The organism is Pseudomonas sp. GW821-FHT07F05 (assembly GCF_059418765.1).
In genome coordinates, this window is sequence record NZ_JBWKQL010000010.1 from 183,707 (window position 1) to 202,313 (window position 18,607).

Below are 18,607 nucleotides of genomic sequence, written 5' to 3' on the forward strand. Positions count from 1 at the left end.
CTTCTGTTTTTGTTGAGAATCACTGCTTCTATTTAGTTAGCTCGCGTCGTAATCTCGCGCGCATGCCGCTCATCCTCTCCCTATCCGTTGCTGCCCTCCTCACCTGCCTGAGCTTCAGCGCGCTGGGTGAAAAACTGCGGATCGTCACCGAACCCTGGTCTCCCTACGTCATCGTGGACGGCAACCATGCCTCCGGCCTGGATTACGACGCTACGGCAATTGTCTTCGAGCGCTTGGGCATCGACGTCGAGTGGCAGTTTCTCCCGTGGAAACGCTGCCTGATGATGCTCAGTGACGGCGAAGCTGACGGCGTGCTCGACATCTTCAAGGACGAGACGCGCGCGGATCTGTTGTATCCGAACGAACCGTTGTCGACCATCGATTGGGTGCTGTTTCAGGCCAATGCCAGGCCGCATGCTTTCAATGGCGTGGAAGACCTGCACGGGCTGACTGTCGGCGTCTCTCCCGGTTATCGATACACGCCGGAGTTCGACAGCTCAACGGCGTTCATCCGTGAGCCTGCGCCAAGCCATGAAGCAAACTTCGGCAAACTGATTCGCGGCCGCATCGATTTAATGGTGACAGATCGCCTGCTGGGGCGGCAGATGATTGAGCGGCTCAAGCTGCAAGACCAGGTCAGTCAGTTGCCGGTCGTGCTCACTCACAGGGGGCAGTACCTGGCGCTGCGCCGCAATGCCGGTATGGACTTGCTGGCCCAGCGATTCAGCGCAGAACTGAAGCGTTTCAAGCAAGAACCCGCCTACGCGAAACTGCTAGAGCGGTATACCGGAGAAACGCCGGCGCCAATCCCTGCAGAATCGGGGGAAAGTGTCGATAAAACCGTTGAGCAGCAGGAAAGCAGCGCGTTGTGATTGCTCTGCTATACTCCGGCGTCCCCGCCAGGCTTGCGCCCGGGTGCACGGTCTCACAGAAGACTTCTCGAACACGTCAGCAGCGCACTTTTTGCGCCCCTGCCCCGAGTTGAACTTACAGACCTCCACAGGACCGGACGCCATTGCACCTTCCAAGGAGAGTGCGATGACCGCAGCAGGGTCGAGCGCATTCACGTTACGTGCAGAACCTTAGTCTGCGCCTGGAAGATCATCCCTATTTGGGCCTCTATGGCCCCAACTCAAGACAGGATTACTCATGTCCTTTGCTTCCCTCGGTCTCTCCGAGGCTTTAGTCAGCGCCATCGAGGCTGCTGGCTACACCCAGCCTACCCCAGTGCAACAGCGGGCCATTCCCGCCGTGTTGCAAGGCCGCGATCTGATGGTCGCCGCCCAGACAGGTACTGGTAAAACCGGTGGTTTCGCCCTCCCTATCCTGGAGCGGTTGTTTCCCAACGGTCATCCGGACAAATCCCAGCGTCACGGCCCGCGCCAACCGCGTGTTCTGGTCCTGACCCCGACTCGTGAACTGGCCGCCCAGGTCCACGACAGCTTCAAGATCTACGCCAAGAACCTCAAGTTCGTCAGTACCTGCATCTTCGGCGGTGTCGGCATGAACCCGCAGGTTCAGGCCATGGCCCGCGGCGTTGACGTACTGGTCGCCTGCCCGGGTCGTTTACTCGATCTGGCCGGTCAGGGCAGCGTCGATCTGTCCCACGTTGAAATCCTCGTGCTGGACGAAGCCGACCGCATGCTCGACATGGGCTTCGTTCACGACGTGAAGAAAGTCCTCGCGCGCCTGCCCTCCAAGCGTCAGAACCTGCTGTTCTCGGCAACGTTCTCTCAGGACATCACCGCGCTGGCCGGCAAACTGCTGCACAACCCGGAACGCATCGAAGTCACGCCGCCGAACACCACGGTCGAGCGCATCGAGCAACGCGTCTTCCGCCTGCCGGCCAACCACAAGCGCTCGCTGCTGGCGCACTTGATCACTCAAGGCGCGTGGGAACAGGTGCTGGTGTTTACCCGCACCAAGCACGGCGCCAACCGTCTGGCCGAGTACCTGGACAAGCACGGCCTCAGCGCTGTGGCGATCCACGGCAACAAGAGCCAGAACGCGCGCACCAAAGCGTTGGCCGACTTCAAGGCCGGCACCGTTCGCATCATGGTCGCGACCGACATCGCTGCCCGTGGTCTGGACATCGACCAGTTGCCCCACGTGGTCAACTTCGAACTGCCTAACGTCGACGAAGACTACGTGCACCGCATCGGTCGTACCGGTCGCGCAGGCCGTAGCGGCGAGGCGATCTCGCTGGTTGCGCCGGACGAAGAGAAGCTGCTGAAAAGCATCGAGCGCATGACCAAGCAGAAGATTGCCGACGGCGATCTGATGGGCTTTGACATCACGGCCGTTGAAGCCGAGAAGCCGGAAGTCCGCGAGCGTCCGGACGTGCGTAACCCGCGCAATGCCCGTGGCCCCCGTGGCGACGGTCCGAACGGCGGCGGTGGTGGTGGCGGTCGCAAGGACAAAGGCAAAGACAAAGGCAAGGAAAAGCCGGCAGCCGCCGCCGCTTCGGGTGAGCGTCCGGCACGTCCGGCGCGTCCGCAAAAGCCGCGTCAGGGCACCGCGTCGAGCGAGTCACGTCAGTCGCAGCCAGCAGCGTCAGGTGCGAATCGCGCACCCGACGAATTCCTGGATGACGAAGTGGACAACTTCGGCAACCGCGCCGACTACGTCAGCCCGTACCAGAACAAGAACCAGAGCCGCGGTCGTCGTCCGGGCGCTCCTGCCACTGGCGCCGCACCAGCACCGCGTGGTCAGGCGCCAGGCCGTAGCGGTCCGCGCAGCGGTTCAGGCGGCGGTTCGGCATCTGGCGCTCCCGCCAGCACCGACAGCGCCGGCGCACCGGCCAAACGCAGTGGTCCTCGCAATGGCTCCGGCCGTGATGGTCAGGCTCGCCGTGAAGACTCGCCGCGTGCCCGTCGTCCGGCACGCGAAGAGCAACCAGCGCGTCAGGAGCCAGCGGTTCGCGGGCCTCGCGACGGTCAGCCAGCACCGAAGATCATGCACAAAGAGTCAAAGGGCGATCGATTCCCTTCGGCTGAACAACTTGATCAGCTGCCAAGCCGCCCTCGCGGTGAAAAACCAGCCCTGCTGACCCGCAACCGCGAAGGTTAAGCAGCGCCGGTTGTTCTGCAGCCAATAAAACGCCCCGACTGGTTCGGGGCGTTTTTGTTTGCGTGATTCAAGCAATGCCATACACAAAAACGCCGACCCAAAGGTCGGCGCTCTATCACCACGACAACCCGTCTTACTTGGCTTTGACGCCTTCGAACGAGATGATCAGATCCAGGGTGTCGGACTGTGGACCGAGGTCCATCATCTTGCCGAAATCAGAACGCTTGATCGAGGTTGTGCCCTCGAAGCCGGCACGGTAGCCGCCCCATGGATCCTTGCCTTCACCCAGGAAAGTGGTCTTGACGGTGACCGGCTTGGTCACGCCATGCAGGGTCAGGTCGCCGATCACGTCGGCAGTGGTCTTGCCGTCAGCATTCTTGCCGACGTTAGTGACCTTGGTGGAAACGAACTTGGCGTCAGGATAGGTCGCGACGTCGAGGAAGTCCTTGCTGCTGATGTGCTTGTCACGTTCAGCGTGGTTGGTGAAGACGCTGGCGGTCTTAAGGTCGATGCTGATCTTGCTGTCTTCAGGCTTGGCGGCGTCGAAGCTGAATGTGCCGGTCCAGTCCTTGAACGTACCGTAGATGAAGCTGTAGCCCAGGTGACTGATCTTGAAGTTGATGAAGGCGTGCTGGCCTTCCTTGTCGATCGTGTAATCAGCGGCCATGGCCTGACCCGCTGTTAGCAGCGCGGTACCGAGGGCCAGTGCAGCCAGTGTCTTTTTCAACATACGTCTTCTTCCTTTTCAGTTGAATTGAGTATCAGGCCTTGCGGCCAAGCATACGTACAAGCGTGGCATCACGATCAACGAAGTGATGCTTCAAAGCGGCCAGCCCGTGGAGTCCAGCGAAAATCACCAGGGTCCAGGCCAGGTACAAGTGCACGGTGCCTGCGACGTCTGCCTGGTCGGGCAGTCCGCTGACCAATGCAGGCACTTCGAACAATCCAAACACCGGAATCCCGACACCGTCTGCGGTGGAAATCAGGTAACCGGCGAACATCACCAAAAACAGGTCCAGGTACAGAAACGCATGCCCCAATTTCGCAGCGGTTTTCACAAACCGGCTGTGGGTGGCAGGCGCTGCTGGCGGCGGGCTGACGAAGCGCCAGATCACCCGGATCAGCATGAACAGGAACAGCGTGATGCCGATGCTCTTGTGCAGGTCCGGGCCAGCCTTGCGCCACGTGTCGTAATAGCCCAGCCCCACCATCCACAACCCTAGCGCAAACATGCCAAACACCGTCAGCGCGACACCCCAATGCAAAACGATGCTGACCCAGCCATAGCGAGAAGAAGAGTTGCGTAGCTGCATGCTGAATATCCTGTGAGGGCCGAGGGAGAGACTAGCGCTTTACCTATCGAAAGAAAGCGCAAAATGTTGCTTTGAAGAATCAGGAAATCCGATTGAAATCTCCTGACATATTTTCGTCCGAATGAGATTAAGCCAGCGTTACGGTTCATCCAGGCGAAAAAAAGGCGCGGTATCAAGCCGCGCCTTTGTTTTCAGCCGTTACCGATCAGTTTTTGCTGTCGGTCGCGGGTGCTGCCGGAGCCGTTGCCGGAGCCGCCGGAGTGGCCGGTGCCGCCTTGTCACCTGTGGCCTTGGCCGGCGCTTTTTTCGCAGCGTCGGTTTTGGCAGGGGCTTTGTGGGTGGCTGCCGGTTTGGCCGGGGCCTTTTTGACGGGCTCCTTCTTCGCCGGTTCTTTCTTGGCCGGTGCCTTTTTCGCAGGTTCCACAGCCGCAGGCTTGGCCGGCTCAACCACTGGAGCTGGCGGCGGCGTTACCGGGGCAGGCGCTGGAGCCGGGGCCGGAGCAGGTGCTGGCGCTTTCTCGGCCGGCTTAGGCTCAGGCTTGGAACCGCCGAACATGTTCGAGAAGAAGCCGCCAATGCCGCCGCTGCTTTCCTTGGCCGGTTCAGGGGCCTTCGGTGGCGGTGCTTTGACTGGTTCGTACGACTTGCCCTCAGACAGACCCTGCACCTGAATCGCCGCGCGCTGACCTGAACGCAATGCGCCTTCCAGGGTGCCCGGGTACAAAGTGTCGGTGTGTTCGCCGGCAAAGGCTACACGCTGCAGCGGACGTTCCCACAAGCGCCAGTACTTGCTGATCTGGCCCGGGCCGAACGCCAGGTACGCGCCGCCGCTGGACGGGTCGATGCTGGAACGACGCAGCTCATAACCGGTGAACGCGCCGCGCGCCTGTGGATAGAACGCCTGCATGCGAATCAGCACTTGATCCACCAACTGCTTGTCGCCGAACGCCTGCATGATGCGAGCGTTGTCGCCGGACAGGTTGATCACGACGTTGGCGCCGCCCTTCAACGCAGGCTCGACCCACAACATGCCCAGCCCGGTGTTGCTGTAGATCTCGCCAGACATGCGCGCCTTGCTTTCCCAGACCGGGGTCTTGAACTTGAGCATGATCTGGTCATGCCAGCCGTAGTTGGTACTCTTGATCGCGCCCAGACGCTGGGCGTCCAGTGCCGGCGTCATCTGGATCTTGCTCAGCGCGCGCAACGGCACGGCCAGGACCACGTACTCGGCTTCGTAGCCCAGCGACCCGACCTTGACCGTCACGCCGTCCTTGTCCTGATTGATCGCCGACACCGGCGAATTGGTCTTGATGACTTTCAGCTGTTTGACGAATTCCTCGGCCAACACCGCGCTGCCACCTGGCAGGCGAGCGGCGCGACGGTCGCGGTCGTCAACGTTGCGATTGACCCGCGTCTGCTGTGCGAGATACAGCAGCGACAAACGCGAAGGCTCGTCGTAGCGCGTACGAATCTGCTGGTTGATCAGCTGGCGCGCGGTCGGTGGCAGGCTCAGACGGTCCAGCCAGTTGGCGACGGTGATCTGGTCCAGCGCAAACAGCGTGCTGTTGGCAGCCGGGTTGTCCGGGTCGGTGATCGAGCGGGCCAGGTCATCCACCGCCGCTTCGTAGCGTTTGATGGCTTCAGCGGTCGCCGGTTGTTTGGTCGCCAGGTCGGCGCCAGTGAAGTATTCGCCTTCGATCAGGTAGCTCGGGGTCCGCACGAATTCCGGCGCAGGCACCGCCTTGATCTTGAAGCGATCGATGTATTGATTCAGGACCGGCTGAGCCTTGGCGTTGCCGATCCATTCGCTGCCGGCCAGACCGGAGCGGCCGCCGACGTTGGGTTTGGCTTCCAGCAAGGTGACCTGCCAGCCTTTGCTCTGCAGCTCGTAAGCCGTTGTAAGTCCCGCCAGACCGCCGCCGACGACGATCACCGTATGCGGTTTATCCACGGCAAGCGCTGAAGCGCTGACCAGCCCAACCATCACCAGCGCACAGGCGCGCAGCCAACCTGAAAGCATTCAGCGAACTCCGGAGAAAAACGGGGGGAATTGTCGGATTTTGTTGTCCGATTTTTCGAAGAGCGCGAAGGATACGCGAGCCGCGAAACGCCCGCCAGCAATGTCGGCGAGCCTGATTTTCGCGCGCGCGGCGACTGAAACAACGCGCTAAAGGTTGTCCCGCTGGCATGCATTGCATAGGCTTGCGCGATTGTTTGCCCTCGCGCCATGCGAGCCGCTATGTGGAGAAGAGTAATGGGCCTTAACGACCAGTGGATGCAGCGCGACCTGAAGGTCCTTTGGCACCCCTGCACCCAGATGAAAGACCACGAAAAACTGCCGCTGATTCCGATCAAGCGTGGTGAAGGGGTCTGGCTGGAGGACTTCGAAGGCAAGCGCTACCTCGACGCGGTCAGCTCGTGGTGGGTCAACGTATTCGGCCACGCCAACCCGCGCATCAATCAGCGCATCAAGGATCAGGTCGATCAGCTGGAGCACGTGATCCTGGCGGGTTTCAGCCATCAGCCGGTCATCGAGCTGTCCGAGCGTCTGGTGGCGATGACGCCTGAAGGCCTGACGCGCTGCTTCTACGCCGACAACGGTTCGTCCTGCATCGAAGTCGCGCTGAAGATGAGCTTTCATTACTGGCTCAATCGCGGCAAGCCGGACAAGAAACGCTTCGTCACCCTGACCAACAGCTACCACGGCGAAACCATGGCGGCGATGGCGGTCGGTGACGTGCCGCTGTTCACCGAGACCTACAAAGCGCTGCTGATGGACACCATCAAGGTGCCGAGCCCGGACTGCTACCACCGCCCTGAAGGCGTGAGCTGGGAAGACCATACCCGCACGATGTTCGCGGTGATGGAGCAGACCCTGGCCGAGCATCACGACAGCGTCGCGGCGGTGATCATCGAGCCGCTGATTCAGGGCGCCGGCGGCATGCGCATGTACGACCCGATTTACCTCAAGCTGCTGCGCGAGGCCTGCGACCGGTATGGCGTGCACCTGATTCATGACGAGATCGCGGTGGGCTTCGGTCGCACCGGGACCATGTTTGCCTGCGAGCAGGCCGGCATCCGCCCGGACTTCCTGTGCCTGTCCAAAGCACTGACCGGCGGTTACCTGCCGCTGGCGGCCTGCATCACCACCGATGATGTGTACGACGCGTTTTACGACGACTACCCGACCCTGCGCGCTTTCCTGCACTCCCACAGTTACACCGGCAACCCGTTGGCCTGCGCGGCGGCGTTGGCGACGCTGGATATTTTCGAGCAGGACAACGTCATCGAAAACAACAAGGCGCTGGCCCAGCGGATGAAGACCGCGACGGCGCATCTGGTCGATCACCCGAATGTCGCCGAAGTGCGGCAGACCGGGATGGCGATTGCCATCGAGATGGTGCAGGACAAGGCCAGCAAAACGCCGTATCCGTGGCAGGAGCGGCGCGGGCTGAAGGTGTTCGAGCACGCGCTGACCCGAGGTGCTTTGCTGCGTCCGCTGGGCAGCGTGGTGTACTTCCTGCCGCCCTACGTGATTACGCCAGAGCAGATCGACTTCCTGGCCGACGTGGCGACCGAGGGGATCGACATCGCGACGCGCAGCAGCGTGAGTGTGGCGGTGAGAGAAAACTTCCATCCGGATTTTCGTGATCCCGGCTAGCAGGCCGTTACACCCATTTTCCAGGTGCTGCATTCAACACAATCTTTAGAGACACAACCATGAGACTGTCCCGCTTTTTCGTCGATGCCACCCTCAGCGTCGGTGAGCACGAACTGCCAGAGGCCCAGGCCCATTACATCAGCCGCGTGTTGCGCATGTCCGAAGGTGACGCGGTGCAGCTGTTCGATGGCTCGGGCAATGAGTTCCGCGCCACGCTGGCGGAAGTCGGCAAAAAGCAGGTGCGGGTGCAGGTGACTGAAAGCTTCGCCGGCCAGCCGGAGTCGCCGTTGCACATCCATCTCGGCCAGGGTCTCTCCCGGGGTGAGCGGATGGACTGGGCGATTCAGAAAGCCACCGAGCTGGGCGTGACGCAGATTACCCCGATCATCAGCGAGCGTTGCGAAGTACGTTTGAAAGACGAGCGTGCAGAAAAGCGTCAGGCGCACTGGCAGCAGATCGCGATCAGCGCCTGCGAACAGTGCGGGCGCTCGGTGGTGCCGGTGATTCATGCACCTGTGACCCTGACCGACTGGCTCAAGCAGACTGAAGCGGACTTGAAACTGGTGCTGCACCCCGTGGCCGAGCCGCTGAACAGTCATGAAAAGCCCGGCAGTCTGGCGTTTCTGATCGGCCCTGAAGGCGGGCTGAACGATGCTGAAGTGGCCCAGGCGCAAGACGCCGGTTTCCACGCCGCCCGCCTCGGCCCACGCGTGCTGCGCACCGAAACCGCGCCAGTGGTTGCGCTGAGCATCGCACAGCAGTTGTGGGGGGATTTGTAGGACCGGCTTCAGCCGGGAAAGCGTCAGGCGTCACGCTGCAAGATTGATGGCGCACACACCGGCCTCTTCCCGGCTGAAGCCGGTCCTACAGGGGTCGCGTACATCCGCCAAAGATTTAGCGGATGTGAGTGCCTTTTCGCGAGCAAGCTCGGCCCCCACAGGAATGGGGTGAATCAGCTCATATTGCGGGGTATCTGATGCACGACGCGTATCACCGTCATCACTCCGGTAACTCCGACTCTCGACGCCGGGCTTTCGCAGGTTCCGGGCGGGCGCAGGGGAGAAACTCTCCGCGCCCCGGTTCACCCAACGGACTGCCATCCCACACCCGTTCACCTCGGGCGAAGGTCATCGCCGGCCATGCACTCAAGCGCATACCCTCGTACGGGGTGTAATCGACGTTGTGGTGCAGCATTTCGTTGGTCAGCTCGATGTCCAGGTCCTCATCCCAGATCACCAGATCCGCGTCCGATCCAATGGCGATGCTGCCCTTGCGCGGATACAGACCGTACAGCCGCGCCGCATTAGTCGCCGTCAGCGCGACAAATGCCTGCGGCGTGATTCGCCCCTTGCGCACACCTTCCGACCAGAGCAGCGCCATGCGTGTCTCGAGGCCCGGAATGCCATTGGCCACTTCGGAAAACGGCGCCGTCTCGCCGTGGGCCCGCTTGCCGTCCGGGCCGCCGTAGCGAAACGGCGCGTGATCCGACGAGAACACTTCAAACGAGCCATTCTGCAGGCCGTCCCAGACCACTTGCTGATTGCCGGCGTCTCTCGGCGGCGGGCTGCAGATGCATTTCGCGCCTTCGAAGCTGTCATCGCAGCCCAGCGATTCCGCGGTCAGAAAGAGATACTGCGGACAGGTCTCGCCGTAGACCTTCAAGCCGTGGCTCTGCGCCCAGCGGATCTGTTCAATGGCCTCGCGCCCCGAAACATGGACGATGAGAATCGGCACATCCACCAGCTCGGCCAGCGCAATGGCCCGGTGCGTGGCCTCGCGCTCGACCAGCATTGGCCGCGACGTGGCGTGATAACGCGGCGCGCTGTGACCGGCGGCGAGCAGGCGCTCGGTCAGCCAGGCGATGCAGTCGCTGTTTTCGGCGTGCAGCATCACCATCGCGCCTTCCGCCCGCGCCACCGACAGGGTTTCCAGAATCTCGCGGTCGTTGAGTTTCAGGGCGTCGTAGGTCATGTAGATCTTGAACGAGGTATAGCCCTCGGCAATCAGCTCGGGCAGCTCGCGGCGCAGCACGTCGTCGGTGGGGTCGGTGACAATGAGGTGAAACGCGTAATCGATGATTGCCCGACCGTCCGCGCGCCGATGGTAATCCTCCACCGCCGCCCGCAGGGTTTGACCCTTCTGCTGGCAGGCGAAGGGAATCACCGTTGTCGTCCCGCCACAAGCCGCCGAGCGGGTGCCGCTTTCGAAGTCATCGGCCATGACCGAGCCGTCGCCGGTCGGCTGATCCAGATGCACATGGCTGTCGATCCCGCCGGGGGTGACGGTTCGCCCTAGCGCATCGACTTCCTGCGCGGCACCTTGCAGGCCAAGGCCCAGCGCAACAATTCGGCCGTCGCGCACGCCGATGTCGCACTGAAACCCGTCCGCCGCCGTCACCACATTGGCGTTGCGGATGATCAGATCAAAAGCCTGCATGTCGTTCACTCCGTCAGGCGCGGGTCAGCCAGGCCTTGGCGATCTCTTCGCGGGTGGTGAACCAGACGCCTTCGCGGGCCTGGGCGTACTCGATGAAATGCTTGATCGCGCGGACCCGGCCTGGACGTCCGACCATGCGTGGGTGCAGCCCGATGGACATCATTCGCAAGCCGTCGGCGGATTCTTCGTACAGCACATCGAAGCTTTCCTTCATGTACTCGAGGAAATCGGACGCCTGGGACAAGCCCGGGGAGTTCCAGTAACGGAAGTCGTTGACGTCGCTGGTGTACGGCACTACCAAGTGCTGCTTGCCCTCAACGTTGACGAAATACGGAACGTCATCGTTGTAGGCGTCGGAGTCATAGAGAAAACCGCCCTCTTCCGCCACCAGCCGCCGCGTATGAACGCTGGCGCCGTAGCGGCAATACCAGCCCACCGGACGCTTGCCGCAGGTGCGCTCGAAAGACTCGATCGCCAGACGAATGTGCTCGCGCTCCTCGGCTTCGGTCAGGCGGAACACTTCTTCCCAGCGATAGCCGTGGCTGCAGATTTCATGGCCCAGCTCGACTGCCGCTTTGGCGACATCCGGGTTCTGCTCGAAGGCCACCGCGCAGGCATGAAAGGTCGCCGGGACGTTAGCCTGTTGCAGGATGTCGAGGATGCGCCAGATGCCGACGCGGGCGCCGTACTCGTACATCGATTCCATCGCCAGATTGCGCACGCCGTCGGGAAACTGATAGCTGCCCCACTCGGTCATGCTCTCCTGGTCAGGATCGCCCATGGCCAGGGAACGCTCCGAGCCTTCTTCGTAATTGATGACAAAGTTGACGGCCAGCCGCGCACCGTTGGGCCACGTGCCTTGGGGCCGCTGCCGGCCGTAGCCGACCAGATCTCGAATGGGTGATGCCATAAAAGCCTACTCCTGCAACGTTCGAACAGTCGGCAGACCGCCAAGCCATGGCTCAGCAGTCGATGGTTTTCAGTGCATCGTGGTCGGGGCCATCGAGGTTCTGGCCGGTGCGAAAGGCCAGGCCCATGGCCAGGGTCTGCGCGATGCAGAACGCGGCGGTGAGCGAGCGAAAGCCCAGCAGCTCGGCGTCGTTGACCTCGATCATCACCGACGCGGTTTGTCCGATGGGGCTGAGAATGCTGTCAGTGATCGCCACGATGGGTGTCCCCGCCGCGACGGCTTGCTCGCAGGCGTCGATGGTTTCCTGCGCGTACGGCGGAAAACTCACTGCCACCAGCACGTCATCGCCGTGCAGCGCGCCGACCTGCTCGCGCAAGCTGCCGCCCAGACCGCTGATGTGCACGGCACGCCGACCGACACGGCTGAGTGCATAACTCAGGTAGGACGCCATTGGAAACGAACGGCGCATGCCGACCACGAAGGTGGTGCGCGCCTGTTCCAACAGCTCGATGGCGCGCTCGATGGCCTCGACTTGCTCGCCTTCGGCCAAGTGCTCCAGCGAGACGATATTCGCGCGGCTGAACGCCGAGAGCATGGCGCCCACATCGGTGGGATCGTCGAGCAATTGCTCGCCGCGATAGTGCCGGATGCGCTCTTTGAAACTGCCCTGCCCGGCCTGCTGCAACGGCTGCTTGAACAAGCGCTGCAGATCGCTGAACCCGCCAAACCCCAGCGCCTGGGCCAGCCGAATGAACGCCGACGACGGGATGCCGGAGATTTTCGCCAGCGCCGCAACCGTGTTCAGCGCCACGTCGTGGGGATGCTCGTTCAGGTAATGCGCCGCATCACGCTGCCGCGCGGTCAGGCGTTCCTGATGTTCGACGATGGCGGCGCGCAGCTCGGCCAGAGTTTGGGGTACAGGCATAAAAAGGCTCGATAGAAATCAGGAGGGACGCAGTTCTGTGATCGCTTGGGCCAAGTGCTCAACCAGACGATTCAGCTCATCGACGCTGTTGTAGTGTGCGATCGACACACGGACCACGCCGCCGTAAGGGGTCAGGCCCAAGTGTTCGATCAGGCGGCGCGCATAGAAGTCACCAAAGCGGATGCCCATGCGGTGATTGTCCACGCGGCGCACGATGGCTTCCGACTGAATGCCCTCTACCACGAAGCTGATGGTCGGCACGCGATCGCCGTCGGTCACACGGGATTTTCCGATAATTCGTACACCCGGTGTCTCCCGCAGAAACGCCAGCAGTGTCTCGGCCAGCAGGTCTTCCTGCACTTCAAAGGCATCGAAGGCGGCCTGCATCAATTGACGTTCGCTGCCGCTGGCGCCGAGGCGTCGGCCGATGTCGATCAGGTAATCGCTGATGCCGATGCAGCCGTAGGACAGCTCGTAGTTCAAGTTGCCGGGCTGCAGCTTGTAGGGAATGACTTCCTGACCGATGAAAAAGTGGTTCAGGCTCGGCAGCTCCAGCAACGCCTCGCGCTTGCCCCATAGCACAGCGAAGTGCGGGCCGAAGGTCTTGTAGAAACTGAACACGTAATAATCGGCGCCGCTGGCTTGCACATCGACCAGCCGATGGGGCGCGTAGGCCACGGCATCGACGCACACCTTGCCACCCACCGCGTGCACACGGCGCGCAACCTCGGCGACCGGGTTGACGCTGCCGAGGATGTTCGACGCATGGGTCATGGCCAGGTAGCGGGTCTTGTCGCTGAGCAGCGCGTCCAGATCGCCAAGCTCCAAGTCCATGCTTTCGGCGTTCACCGCCCAGACGCGCAACGTCGCGCCGCGCTCTTCGCACAGCCGCACCCACGGTCCGATGTTGGCCTCGTGGTCGCAGTTGGTGACGATGATCTCGTCCCCGGCCTGGATCGACGGCGCGATGGCGCGGCAGAGGATTTGCAGCAAATGGGTGGTCGAGCCGCCCATCACGCACTCTTCCGGGTAGCGCGCGTTGATCAGTTGCGCGACCGATTCCCGCGCCTGCATGACCCGCGCGCCAGCGTCCACCGACTCACTGTAGGACGCGCCCAGTTGCACGGCGCTGTTGAGCAAGTAATCGGTGATGCGCTCGGCGACCGGCTTGAGCACGGCCGAACCGCCGGCGTTGTCCAGGTAGGCGTAGCCGCTGGCGAGGGCGGGAAACTGGCTGCGTACGTAATCGATGTCCAAGGCATTCAAGGGATGAGCTCCAGAGTTTGATCAGTGATGCAGGATGGCCTGCAAAAACGCGCGGGTTCTCGGCTCTTGCGGGGCCGTGAAGAAATCGTGCGGGTTGTTCTGTTCGATGATTCGGCCGTTCTCCATGAAGATCACCCGGTCGGCGACCTTGCGCGCAAAGCCCATTTCATGGGTCACGACGACCATGGTCACGCCGGAGCGGGCGAGGTTCTGCATGACGTCAAGCACTTCGCCGACCATCTCCGGGTCGAGCGCCGAAGTGGGCTCGTCAAACAGAATCACCCGTGGCTCCATCGCCATGGTTCGGGCGATGGCCACGCGTTGCTGCTGGCCGCCGGACAACTGGCTCGGGTATTTCGCCGCGTGGGCGCCCATGCCGACTTTCTCCAGCAGCAGGCGCGCGCGTTCGTTGGCGTCACGGCGAGACATGCCGCGCACCCGCACCGGCGCCAGCGCCACGTTGGCGAGCACGGTGAGGTGCGGGTACAAATTGAAATTCTGAAATACCATGCCGACTTCGCAACGGATGCCGGCCAGCTTCGGGCCGGTTTCAACGCGTTGGCTGCCGACGCGGATGTCGCCCTGCTGATATTCCTCCAGCAGATTGATGCAGCGGATCAGTGTCGATTTCCCTGAGCCTGAAGGCCCGAGGATGACCACCACTTCGCCTTGATCGACGGTCAGGTTGATGTCGGTCAGCGCCTGGAATGGCCCGTAGAATTTCGCCACGCCTTCCATTTCGATGACGGTGCTCATGCGCTTTTCCTCCCGGCGCCGTTACGCCGCTCGATCCAGCTCACCAATTGCACCAACGGCAGAAGCAGCAACAGGTACATGACCGCCGCGCCCACCAGCGGTGTCGGGTTGGCCGCCAGCGCCTGGGCCTGTGTGGCTTGTTTGAGCAAATCGGGCATCGCCACGACCGACGCCAGCGCGGTGTCTTTCATGACGTTGATGCAGTTGCTGGTCATCGGCGGCATGACGATGCGCATGGCCTGGGGCAGGATGATGTCGCGCATGGTGTTGAAAAAGCTCATGCCCTGGGACGCAGAGGCTTCGAACTGCCCGCGTGGGATGGCTTCGATGCCAGAGCGGAAGATCTCCGCCGAATACGCGCAGGACACCAGCGACAGCGCCGCAGTCGCCGCCGCGAACGACGACAGGCGAATGCCCACGAACGGCAGCGCGTAATAGATCAGCACCAACAGCACCAGCAATGGAATCGAGCGCAGCACGTCGATATACACCCGCGCCAGAAACCGCACCGGGGCGTAGCCGTACAACCGCAGCATCGCCAGCACCAGCCCGCCCACCAGGCCGAGAATGATGCTGACCACGCCGAGCATCACCGTCACGCCCAGGCCGCGGAGCATCAATGGAAGCGCATCGACGAACACGCTCCAGTTGAAGAACGTTTCTAACAACTCCATTGCGATTCCTTGATGGCGAGCAGTGACGGGCGCGGGCGTGAGCGGTCAGGGGTTACTTGAGCACATCGACCACTTTGACGGTGCTGGACTCCGGATCAGCGTCGGCACCGAACCACTTCTTGTGCAGGTCGGCGATCACGCCTTCTTTCTTCATCGTGGTGATGATGTCGTTGACCTGACCGGCCGATGCCCAGCCCTTGGCGTGCATCAACGAATACTTCTCACCAGTAGGAATTTTCGCGACGACTTTGAATTGCGGCTTGTCCTTGATGTAGTACAGGACCGCCGGGATATCGCTGATGTAGCCGTCCATGCGGCCGGACGCGAGATCGAGCATCGCAGGCGACAGCCCTTCGTAGCGTGAGACTTCCTTGAACTTGTATTCGGCCTGATGGGCGTTGACCCACATGTCGCCGGTGGAGCCGGTGTCGACGCCGACCACCTTGCCGTCCATGTCTTTCAGGCCGTTGATGCCGGATTTGGCGAGCACCGACAGGGATTGGTCGCTGTCGTAATACGGCTGGGCAAAGCCGACCGATTCAAGGCGCTTGGGGGTGATGGTGATCGATGAAATGGCGATGTCAGCCCTTTTGGATTGCACGGCGCTGAACAGGCCGTTGAACGGGATGTTGACGAATTCCACGGTCTTGCCGGCGCGTTTGGCGACTTCTTTCACCACGTCGACTTCGAAGCCGACGATCTCGCCTTTGGCGTCCTGAAACTCCCACGGTACGTTGCCCACGTTGGCGCCGACGGTCCAGTCAGCGGCCCAGGTGGATGCGGAAAAGGCGGTTGCCACGGCCATGCTCAAGAGTACTTTCACATTCATGTCTTGCTCCCCGATTGATCAGTCAGTTCAAGAAGGCCGCCTTACCACAGAGGGGGCGTTTCGAGGATCAGACTAGGATGGCGAATCAAATAATTCAACAAATAAAATGAATGAATTAAATGCTTCAATCGGGTGCAAAAGTTATCCGCATTGGTGCAGAGCGGAAAGCGCGCAAGGCTGTGGGGTGTACAGAAAATGATCAGCGATGGGACGGATGATATGCACCGAAGCGGCGCATGGATTGCTCGCCGTGCGTCGGATATCGCCTATCGTGGGAGTGAGCTTGCTCACGAAGACATCATCCCGGCCGCTGAAAATCCAGCAGATGAATCGTCATCTTCGCGAGCAAGCGGGAGCGCCACTCTCGCCCCATACACCTAAAGCACGTAACGCGAAATCGCAACAAAGTGCAGCAGGCTGCCGGCGATGACAAACAGGTGCCAGACCCCATGAAAGTGTCGGACCTTGGTGTCGAACGCGAAGAAAATGATCCCCACGGTGTAAAACACACCACCCAGCGCCAGCCAGATGAATCCGGTCATGCCCAGCGCGGCGATCAGCGGATTGACCGCGACCAGCACGATCCAGCCCATGACCGCGTAAATGACGATGGACATCACCCGCGCTTCGGACCGGGGTTTGATTTCCTGGAGGATGCCGATGATCGCCAGCGCCCAGACGATACCGAACAACGTCCAGCCCCACGTCCCGTGCAGCGTCACCAGACAAAACGGCGTGTAGCTGCCCGCGATGAGCAGATAGATCGAAAAGTGATCAACCTTTTGCATGATCACTTTCGCCCGGCCGCGAACGCTGTGGTACACCGTCGACGCGCTGTACAGCATCACCAGCGCCACACCGTAGACCGCGACGCTGATGATCTTCCAGATATCCCCCGTCATCGTGGCGACAACCAGCATCCAGACGGCGCCAATCGTCGCCAGAATCGCGCCGACCAAGTGGGTCCAGGCGTTGAATTTTTCTCCGTAGTACATCCGCAATTTACCTCTCTCAATTGCATGACACGCGCCAAGCGTCCTGCTTCTGAACCGCGATGACAACGTCTAGAGTCGTGTTATCGAGAATTTATGCAGTCAGCCGCCGATCTCTTCGGCACAATCGGGCGCTCTCAAAACAAGAATCCGGCGCGGATCCACACGATGCAGATCGACGAAGAGCTCACCCTCAAGAAGCTGGAAATCTTTCTGGCGTTCATGCGCACCGGCAATCTCGCGCGCGCGGCGGCGGAGCTGCAGACGAGCACGGTCAGCGTGCACCGGGCGATTCACTCGCTGGAAAGCGCGTTGCGGTGTCCGCTGTTCAAGCACGAGGGTCGCAACCTAACGCCCCTCGAAGGCGCTTATGTGCTGGAGGAGCGCGCACAGAAGCTGGTGCAGGACGTGCTCAGCACCATCGAACAGACGCGGCAGGCGGCGGGTTTTTCGGCGGCGCGGTTCAAACTGGGGGCGCTGTATTCACTCACGGTTAAAACCGTGCCGCAGCTGATCATGGGCCTGAAGATCCGCCGCAGCGAACTCAACATCGACCTGATCCTGGGCTCCAATATCGATCTCTTTTACAAGCTGAAGAACATGGAAGTGGATGCGATTTTGGTGTCGCTGAACGAATCCGTGAGTGATCCGGATTGCGAGCAGTTGCCGCTGTTTTCCGACGATATTTTTCTCGCCACGCCGGCTGATTCACCCTTTGCGCTACAGAGCGAGGTGGACCTGAGCGACCTGCGGGAAATGACCTTCATTACCCTGACCCAAGGCTTCGCCACCCACCGCGATGGCGCGCGGGTGTTCGAGCAGGCAGGGTTCGAGCCGAAGATCGCCATGCAAGTGAACGACATCTTCACGCTGCTGAGCATGGTCAGCTCGGGAGTGGGCTATGCGCTGTTGCCCGGGCGAATCGCCGCCGTCTACGAAAACCGCGTCCGCCTGGTGCCGCTGCAAGCGCGATACCGCATGCAGCAGCACATCGGACTGGTGTTCCTCAAAGCCCGGGAGCGTGACCCGAATCTCTTGGCGTTGCTGGCGGAATGCCGGATGTACTCGAACCGGCTGGCACAAGGCTGAGTCTGACTCCCCCGTGTGGAAGAGAGCTTGCTCACGAAGATGGCATTTCAGTCGCTGAATTTATAGCGGATGTACCGGCCCATTCGCGAGCAAGGTGGATCGCCACCCCGGTCGCTCCCACAAATTACCTGTCGGCAGATACATTTGCGGCGTTCTCTGACACCGCATTTTCTTGCATCAGATACATCCCCTGTGGGAGTGAGCTTGCTCACGAAGACGGCATTTCAGCCGCTGAATTTATAGCGGATGCACCTGCCCATTCGCGAGCAAGCTCGCTCCCACAAATTACCTGTCAGTAGATACATCTGCGGCGCCTTCTGACACCGCGCTTTCTTGCATCAAACACATCCCTTGTGAGAGTGAGCTTGCTCACGAAGATGGCATTTCAAGCGCTAAATTTATAGCGGATGTACCGGCCATTCGCGAGCAAGGTGGATCGCCACCCCGGTCGCTCCCACAAATTACCTGTCAGTAGATACCTCTGCGGCACCTTCTGACACCGCGCTTTCTTGCATCAACACATCCCTGGTGGGAGTGAGCTTGCTCACGAAGGCGGCATTTCAGTCGCTGAAAGTTGGGTGGCGGTACCGACCCCTTCGCGAGCAAGCTCGCTCCCACAAATTACCTGTCAGTAGATACATCTGCGGCGCCTTCTGACACCGCGCTTTCTTGCATCAAACACATCCC

General features: G+C 61.1%; 16 protein-coding genes. 5 read left to right on the plus strand and 11 right to left on the minus strand.

Annotated features, from left to right (window positions below; genetic code table 11):
• Positions 1 to 62 precede the first annotated feature (62 nt).
• Positions 63 to 872: a substrate-binding periplasmic protein gene (locus AC07RO_RS20165; protein ID WP_495086896.1), complete on the plus strand. Its 810-nt coding sequence runs from the start codon at positions 63 to 65 to the stop codon at positions 870 to 872.
• A gap of 277 nt (positions 873 to 1,149) precedes the next feature.
• Positions 1,150 to 3,069, plus strand: a complete 1,920-nt coding sequence (gene rhlE2, locus AC07RO_RS20170; protein WP_192173214.1) for an RNA helicase RhlE2 — start codon at positions 1,150 to 1,152, stop codon at positions 3,067 to 3,069.
• Between the two features lie 133 nt (positions 3,070 to 3,202).
• Here rhlE2 and AC07RO_RS20175 read toward each other — a convergent pair whose 3' ends face one another.
• The 3 genes from AC07RO_RS20175 to AC07RO_RS20185 all read right to left on the minus strand — a co-directional run bounded on the left by AC07RO_RS20175 (position 3,203) and on the right by AC07RO_RS20185 (position 6,402).
• Positions 3,203 to 3,799 carry a YceI family protein gene (locus AC07RO_RS20175; protein WP_192173215.1) on the minus strand — a complete coding sequence of 199 codons (597 nt, stop codon included), beginning with the start codon at positions 3,797 to 3,799 and terminating at the stop codon, positions 3,203 to 3,205.
• Between the two features lie 31 nt (positions 3,800 to 3,830).
• Positions 3,831 to 4,382, minus strand: a complete 552-nt coding sequence (locus tag AC07RO_RS20180; RefSeq protein WP_495086897.1) for a cytochrome b — start codon at positions 4,380 to 4,382, stop codon at positions 3,831 to 3,833.
• 205 nt (positions 4,383 to 4,587) lie between these two features.
• The gene (locus AC07RO_RS20185) at positions 4,588 to 6,402 is read right to left on the minus strand and encodes an FAD-dependent oxidoreductase (protein ID WP_495086898.1); all 1,815 of its coding nucleotides are present in this window, start codon (positions 6,400 to 6,402) and stop codon (positions 4,588 to 4,590) included.
• Between the two features lie 234 nt (positions 6,403 to 6,636).
• Here AC07RO_RS20185 and AC07RO_RS20190 point away from each other — a divergent pair, with 234 nt between their 5' ends.
• Positions 6,637 to 8,043 carry an adenosylmethionine--8-amino-7-oxononanoate transaminase gene (locus tag AC07RO_RS20190; RefSeq protein WP_346630939.1) on the plus strand — a complete coding sequence of 469 codons (1,407 nt, stop codon included), beginning with the start codon at positions 6,637 to 6,639 and terminating at the stop codon, positions 8,041 to 8,043.
• Positions 8,044 to 8,102: 59 nt separating this feature from the next.
• Positions 8,103 to 8,822: a 16S rRNA (uracil(1498)-N(3))-methyltransferase gene (locus tag AC07RO_RS20195; RefSeq protein ID WP_346627228.1), complete on the plus strand. Its 720-nt coding sequence runs from the start codon at positions 8,103 to 8,105 to the stop codon at positions 8,820 to 8,822.
• A 220-nt stretch (positions 8,823 to 9,042) separates the two neighbouring features.
• Here the strand turns inward: AC07RO_RS20195 and hydA are convergent, their stop codons facing one another.
• The 8 genes from hydA to trhA form a co-directional block, all read right to left on the minus strand.
• On the minus strand, positions 9,043 to 10,479 hold the full coding sequence (hydA, locus tag AC07RO_RS20200) for a dihydropyrimidinase (protein ID WP_495086899.1): 1,437 nt from the start codon (positions 10,477 to 10,479) through the stop codon (positions 9,043 to 9,045).
• A 13-nt stretch (positions 10,480 to 10,492) separates the two neighbouring features.
• Positions 10,493 to 11,389, minus strand: a complete 897-nt coding sequence (locus AC07RO_RS20205; RefSeq protein ID WP_495086900.1) for an allantoinase PuuE — start codon at positions 11,387 to 11,389, stop codon at positions 10,493 to 10,495.
• Between the two features lie 52 nt (positions 11,390 to 11,441).
• Positions 11,442 to 12,314, minus strand: coding sequence for a MurR/RpiR family transcriptional regulator (locus AC07RO_RS20210; RefSeq protein WP_192173220.1), 873 nt, complete (start codon positions 12,312 to 12,314; stop codon positions 11,442 to 11,444).
• An 18-nt stretch (positions 12,315 to 12,332) separates the two neighbouring features.
• Positions 12,333 to 13,580, minus strand: a complete 1,248-nt coding sequence (locus AC07RO_RS20215) for a cysteine desulfurase-like protein (RefSeq protein ID WP_495086901.1) — start codon at positions 13,578 to 13,580, stop codon at positions 12,333 to 12,335.
• A 21-nt stretch (positions 13,581 to 13,601) separates the two neighbouring features.
• Positions 13,602 to 14,336 carry an amino acid ABC transporter ATP-binding protein gene (locus AC07RO_RS20220; protein ID WP_037018914.1) on the minus strand — a complete coding sequence of 245 codons (735 nt, stop codon included), beginning with the start codon at positions 14,334 to 14,336 and terminating at the stop codon, positions 13,602 to 13,604.
• Positions 14,333 to 15,010 (minus strand): amino acid ABC transporter permease, encoded by a 678-nt coding sequence (locus AC07RO_RS20225; protein WP_191944630.1) that lies wholly within the window; start codon positions 15,008 to 15,010, stop codon positions 14,333 to 14,335. The genes AC07RO_RS20220 and AC07RO_RS20225 overlap by 4 nt, the downstream gene beginning before the upstream one ends.
• Positions 15,011 to 15,062: 52 nt before the next feature.
• Complete coding sequence (locus AC07RO_RS20230) at positions 15,063 to 15,839, minus strand: transporter substrate-binding domain-containing protein (protein ID WP_495086902.1); 777 nt, start codon at positions 15,837 to 15,839, stop codon at positions 15,063 to 15,065.
• Positions 15,840 to 16,216: 377 nt separating this feature from the next.
• The gene (gene trhA, locus AC07RO_RS20235; protein WP_346627313.1) at positions 16,217 to 16,834 is read right to left on the minus strand and encodes a PAQR family membrane homeostasis protein TrhA; all 618 of its coding nucleotides are present in this window, start codon (positions 16,832 to 16,834) and stop codon (positions 16,217 to 16,219) included.
• Between the two features lie 165 nt (positions 16,835 to 16,999).
• On the opposite strand from trhA, the gene AC07RO_RS20240 reads away from it, so the two are divergent.
• Positions 17,000 to 17,920 carry a LysR family transcriptional regulator gene (locus AC07RO_RS20240; RefSeq protein WP_192173225.1) on the plus strand — a complete coding sequence of 307 codons (921 nt, stop codon included), beginning with the start codon at positions 17,000 to 17,002 and terminating at the stop codon, positions 17,918 to 17,920.
• The last annotated feature ends 687 nt before the right edge of the window (positions 17,921 to 18,607 follow it).

Coding starts and splice junctions, on each gene's coding strand:
- trhA (WP_346627313.1), bottom strand. CDS start 16,834: ATGTACTACGGAGAAAAATTCAACGCCTGGACCCACTTGGTCGGCGCG.
- AC07RO_RS20175 (WP_192173215.1), bottom strand. CDS start 3,799: ATGTTGAAAAAGACACTGGCTGCACTGGCCCTCGGTACCGCGCTGCTA.
- AC07RO_RS20240 (WP_192173225.1), top strand. CDS start 17,000: ATGCAGATCGACGAAGAGCTCACCCTCAAGAAGCTGGAAATCTTTCTG.
- AC07RO_RS20220 (WP_037018914.1), bottom strand. CDS start 14,336: ATGAGCACCGTCATCGAAATGGAAGGCGTGGCGAAATTCTACGGGCCA.
- AC07RO_RS20195 (WP_346627228.1), top strand. CDS start 8,103: ATGAGACTGTCCCGCTTTTTCGTCGATGCCACCCTCAGCGTCGGTGAG.
- AC07RO_RS20185 (WP_495086898.1), bottom strand. CDS start 6,402: ATGCTTTCAGGTTGGCTGCGCGCCTGTGCGCTGGTGATGGTTGGGCTG.
- AC07RO_RS20225 (WP_191944630.1), bottom strand. CDS start 15,010: ATGGAGTTGTTAGAAACGTTCTTCAACTGGAGCGTGTTCGTCGATGCG.
- AC07RO_RS20180 (WP_495086897.1), bottom strand. CDS start 4,382: ATGCAGCTACGCAACTCTTCTTCTCGCTATGGCTGGGTCAGCATCGTT.
- AC07RO_RS20190 (WP_346630939.1), top strand. CDS start 6,637: ATGGGCCTTAACGACCAGTGGATGCAGCGCGACCTGAAGGTCCTTTGG.
- AC07RO_RS20205 (WP_495086900.1), bottom strand. CDS start 11,389: ATGGCATCACCCATTCGAGATCTGGTCGGCTACGGCCGGCAGCGGCCC.
- rhlE2 (WP_192173214.1), top strand. CDS start 1,150: ATGTCCTTTGCTTCCCTCGGTCTCTCCGAGGCTTTAGTCAGCGCCATC.
- AC07RO_RS20165 (WP_495086896.1), top strand. CDS start 63: ATGCCGCTCATCCTCTCCCTATCCGTTGCTGCCCTCCTCACCTGCCTG.
- AC07RO_RS20210 (WP_192173220.1), bottom strand. CDS start 12,314: ATGCCTGTACCCCAAACTCTGGCCGAGCTGCGCGCCGCCATCGTCGAA.
- AC07RO_RS20230 (WP_495086902.1), bottom strand. CDS start 15,839: ATGAATGTGAAAGTACTCTTGAGCATGGCCGTGGCAACCGCCTTTTCC.
- hydA (WP_495086899.1), bottom strand. CDS start 10,479: ATGCAGGCTTTTGATCTGATCATCCGCAACGCCAATGTGGTGACGGCG.